Origin of the sequence: Aetokthonos hydrillicola CCALA 1050 (genome assembly GCF_017591665.1) — a bacterium.
GTDB classification, from domain to species: domain Bacteria; phylum Cyanobacteriota; class Cyanobacteriia; order Cyanobacteriales; family Nostocaceae; genus Aetokthonos; species Aetokthonos hydrillicola.
In genome coordinates this window covers 1-4,900 of record NZ_JAAKGC010000206.1, presented here as the reverse complement: position 1 = coordinate 4,900, position 4,900 = coordinate 1, and the positions used below count along the sequence as shown (strand labels likewise).

Here is a 4,900-nt window from a genome sequence, read left to right as displayed (position 1 = left end):
AGGCACAAGACAAAAAGTCCCGGAATATCCCAGGAAAAGGGATTACAGAAAATAAATTCCCTCATATTTTAGTTTTTATCGTGTGTCAGTACTAGGTGCTTAGCGGTCTACAGAGAAAACAGAATAGCTGCCTTGTAGAGCTTTAAAGTTCAGCAATTGTATAATTTTCTGACACACCCCCATATCGTAACGAGAGTAAAGTCAAAACATTTGAGTGTAGCTAATGTAGAAGCCAGAGAATATAATAGCATCGATCTGATAAAATAGAATTTAGGAGTCAGAATACACCACCCACATTATCAGTGATCAGTGATCAGTTATCACTTGGACGCTGCTCCGTGGTAGCTGATCACTGAATTCTGCCCCTGTCTCGAAAACAAGTCAACGCATGCTTTTAAACCACTAATCATTCTGACTCCTGACTACTTTATAAAACCCATCTGTCTTTAGTGGGTTTTAGTAGACAGAGCCAAATGATTTAATAGGTATGGAGTGATTTAATTGGAGTTCTATAATGCATACTATATTAACAGAGCACTGGCTTCAGTTTTAGGCTCTGAGAGGCCCGTACTTTGGTATGTGACTGTTCACAAGACTTAGAAACGCTACCACAAAAAATAAGTATATTTACATATAGCAATTCTAAGTCATTTGTAAAAAAATAAATACAGGTATGTACAACTCTTTCTTGTTCTATTTTGCCTCCCAAAACGTGGTACCGCTTCTCAGTAGACCAAGCGCTTTGCGGAAGGTTCAGCTATGCCCACTTTCTGTTTAGGCGTAAGTCACTCATTCAAAAGTCAAACGCCAAACCCGAAACCTAGTTAAAAATCCGTCTATAGTCTGCGATCGCCTACAGCCAATCATAAAAACCTATTTTCACACTAGCTAATTATAGGCCGCGATCACCTACAACCAAAAATGAAAATATTTTTTCCCAGTCTCCATTACCCCTGATCCCGATAAGGGACTCAGAGTTCTCCAATCTCCTATTTTCAAGCTAGATAGCAGAAGATATAGCAATGTATTTTTAAACAAGCCTGATGGCGTTTGTTAAGTTGAATCTTAAACAAAACATTATTTTTATAGTGCTAATATACTTATGCATTTTGTTTGAATTTGATGTACTATCATGCTAGAGTTTACTTAAACGGCAAAGCTTATTTTGGAACAAAACAAAAGACATGAGTAAAAAAGTAGAGCTTAAACGAGTTGTTGTTCTCCATGGCGAGGACTCCTTTGGTGGTTATCCTGAAACTATCTACGGTAAACCTGAAACGAGAAGAAGGAGAAGAAAGAAAAAAAAGCAGTCGAAATTTCTGAGTCCCTGGGAAAAGAGTGTCAGGCGTCTAGCTAGAAATGAAGTCAAAGCGGCTAAAACTTACTTAGATAGGCACGAGAGATCGAATAAAAAGAAGAAAAACGGATGGCTTCGTGATTTCAATAAGAACCTGGGTAAATCTTGGTCTAAGCTGGGGGGTGCGTATAGCGTATACAAACTATACACATTCTAGTATCTTCCTGTGTAAGCAGTACTTCCAGGAAATAGACATCAAAGTAACGACCGCTAATTATAACGTCTCTGGAGAGGATGTTTTGAAAGGGTAAGCAAAGCATACTAATGCATAACACAAAACCAAACGTAGGTTTTTAGTGCAGCCGACCCTATTTAGAAACTGAAAACAGTAGCTTCTATAACTTCTCAAGCATCCTCTTCAAAAGAGGAAATTTAAGTAATCAAGATTTGGTTTGATTGGAAAAGATTACTGCGATTGCTTAAAAATTTGACCAATAACAGCCCTCGATGAGATGCTGATATTCAGCTGAATCACGAGCTTTTGTAATTATCTGAAATGCACCCAAAATAGTGAGGTAAACCCATGCCAGAAATCGATAGAGAAAAAGGTAGATCACGAGAGCTAAATACTATTGTTCTTGAATTCGGTCGCCAAAAAAAAGATCGTATTCGTGACCTTCAAGAAGGTAGGGGTCGGTTATTTAGAAAAATAGTGAAGACAATTTCTGAGCTACAGAGGGCAGGGGAAGTAGGGGAGTCTGTGCAGCCAGTTATTGTGATTGTCAAGCAGAAAAAATCTAGTAGTAAAGGATTATGGGACTAGAATTTTTCCATAAAGAATAACCACAAGGTAATAAAAGTTAAATATATTGTTGCTTTAAGAAGTCAAAGCAACATTTGACAAAGTTTTCTGAGTGGTAAACTTAAGTGTTTTTCCTTGAAAGATGTGTATCCAAAGATGTATTTGTCCGGCTTTGGCCTCATCTAGTAAAATTGTAAATCTTTACTTTTTGCTCGTTGGAGCGCAAATCCCCTGCTACAGAATATCGACTAAAAATCATAGGATTTAAAACCCTTACGCTACTACTCAGAGAACTTGTTTTATTTAGACTGACTCCCAAGTTCTTTTGTTAAGAGATCCATCGATGGATATATCAAAACGCTATGCTCCTCGGGAGAAGATAGTAACAGGTCTTTATTTCGGTAGTCAAAAGTCCGCTTTTGAAACCGAGTTTCAGAACGTATGTTAAGTGACCCAGAATGTTGATAGAAGAGGCATTAAGCTGTCTTCACAATCGTGCATGTAGTACTTTTGTAATCCAATAACTTTTGTTCTGGATTCAGATCAATGTAACGAATCTTTTTTTCTTACAAAATTAATACGACAAGGTAAACTTAAGCAATTTGGCAGACATCATTCACTTGTCTGCCTTTGGCGATGGCTTGGTAACAAAGATTGCACAGATTGTTTTATCCCTGACTACTGCAACAGCGGGGATATTATTGATACTACACTACCAGTGTTTGTCGAATGAGCCAGATAGCAAATTTTCGTTTGCAAAATCAACACAAGAGGTCAAATCAATAACGTGAAGATCTTATTAGTCTGTACAGAAAAATTACCTGTTCCTTTTATTCGAGGAGGGGCTATTCAGACTTACATTTATGAAATATTGCCCTATTTGACTCGAGAACATACAATCACCGTGTTCTCAGTTTCTGACCCTGATTTGCCTGATGATGAAGTTCGGGATGAAATTCGCTACAAACGAGCAGGAGGGGATGCTCCAGAGTACTATGAGGCAGTAGCCAATTTTGTTGCTGGAGAGATATTTGATTGGGTGATTATTTACAATCGACCTAAATATCTCCCCCTGGTTGCAGCAGCAAATCCGAACAGTCGTTTTCTACTGAGCATGCACAACGAGATGTTCGGAGTTGAGAAGATTGATCATGATGTAGCTCGACATTGTCTACAGCGAGTTGAGAAAGTGGTTACGGTTAGCGAGTTTATTGCACAAGGAATTGCTAATCTTTTTCCTGAGAACCGACACAAGTTACAACCAGTCTACGCTGGAGTAAACCTCAAACGCTTCCAACCAAGATGGGCTCCAGACGCTGCTAAGCTACGAGCAGATATGCTATCTGCTTATGGGCTGAACGAAAGAAAAGTTGTGCTAAGTGTGGGGCGTCTGTCCAAGAAAAAGGGACCTCATATTTTGATATCTGCTTTCACTGAAGTAATCGAGCAACATCCGTCTGCGGTACTTTTTCTAGTTGGTAGTAAATGGTATGGAAACGACGAAGAAGATAACTATGTTGTTGAACTTAAGGAACAGGCAAAATGCTTGGGTGACTCTGTGCGCTTCAGTGGTTTCATTTCTCCGGTTCAAATTCCAGACTACTTCCTTCTAGGGGATATATTTGTTTGCGCCTCTCAATGGGAGGAACCGTTAGCTCGAGTCCACTATGAAGCAATGGCAACTGGGTTATCGATCATTACTACTGCTAGAGGTGGTAATGCTGAAGTGATTATTCCTAACGAAAATGGTCTACTTATTGAGGATTACCAAAACCCTCAAGCTTTTGCTAGCCAAATCAATTACCTTTTGTCTCAACCAATTTTATCAGAAGAAATGGGTCAGCGAGGCCGTTCCTTGAGTGAGGCCCATTATAGCTGGTCTAGAGTTGCCTCAGATCTTTTGACGATTTTGGCAGAGGAGCCCAGGAGCAATAGAATCTTACTAGATGATTATGATGATTATAAGAATACAGTACTGACTTAACCAAAAATTTGGTTTGCTCCCTTTCGTATCGAATACTTCCGCATCGATGCTGGGGAGTCTATCTTAAAATTACTTGCTATGCCCTTAATTTCTGACACTTGAAGCTATCAGCTATCGCTTGAAGCTTTCTTCTCTTGATTAACTCAGTGTACTCGTCACTGTAAACAACCTCTTTTTATGTAGCCTGAGTTTCGTACATATCTCATCTGATATCAAAGTGAAAATTGTCTTGACTATCCAGAAGATGTTTACATAAAGGATTTAGTCAGGACATATTAATATGCTTTTGGTCTGATTAGTAGCACTTTTTAATTAAGAATTTTCTTTTGTAACAATTACAAGATTTTTGTAAATTAATGATGTAATATGCTGTAACGTATACTAAGTTGGATCAAAATTCATAGTTAGAAAACTTAGCAATTAGTTATTATGAATAATCCCTTAGCGCAATTAAATAATGTTCAATCCGGGAAGATAGTTGTTAACGCAGACGAATGGACTTTAAGCGATACTGCGTTTACGCAAGCTCCTGACACCGGAACTTTTGTCACCAACATTGCAAAATGGTTTGCAGGAGGGCGTAGCACAGGAAAATTCCACGCCTACTCAACGAACTTTGGTTTGACGCAATCTGCCTTAGCACAGGCAATAACTAAAGCAGGATATACCTGGACTGTTGGTAACAATATAAAAATTGATTTGCCGACGTTGTTAAGCTATGACGGTATCTTTCTGTGTGGAGACGCAGTAGATAATCAGGTGTTAATTGATTATGTCAAAGCTGGGGGCAACGTTTATTTGGCAGCAGGAACAGGTG

Annotated in this window: 4 protein-coding genes; all 4 read left to right on the top strand. The window is 38.8% G+C overall.

Going from position 1 to position 4,900, the window contains the following annotated elements; translation table 11 throughout:
* Window positions 1-1,184 precede the first annotated feature (1,184 nt).
* Complete coding sequence (locus G4P69_RS35545; protein WP_208354640.1) at window positions 1,185-1,514, top strand: DUF6312 domain-containing protein; 330 nt, start codon at window positions 1,185-1,187, stop codon at window positions 1,512-1,514.
* 366 nt (window positions 1,515-1,880) lie between these two features.
* Window positions 1,881-2,120 carry a DUF6200 domain-containing protein gene (locus tag G4P69_RS35540; protein ID WP_208354638.1) on the top strand — a complete coding sequence of 80 codons (240 nt, stop codon included), beginning with the start codon at window positions 1,881-1,883 and terminating at the stop codon, window positions 2,118-2,120.
* A gap of 766 nt (window positions 2,121-2,886) precedes the next feature.
* Window positions 2,887-4,083 carry a glycosyltransferase family 4 protein gene (locus tag G4P69_RS40345; RefSeq protein ID WP_208354635.1) on the top strand — a complete coding sequence of 399 codons (1,197 nt, stop codon included), beginning with the start codon at window positions 2,887-2,889 and terminating at the stop codon, window positions 4,081-4,083.
* 429 nt (window positions 4,084-4,512) lie between these two features.
* A partial coding sequence (locus tag G4P69_RS35530; RefSeq protein WP_208354633.1) for a hypothetical protein occupies window positions 4,513-4,900 on the top strand: 388 nt, incomplete at its 3' end.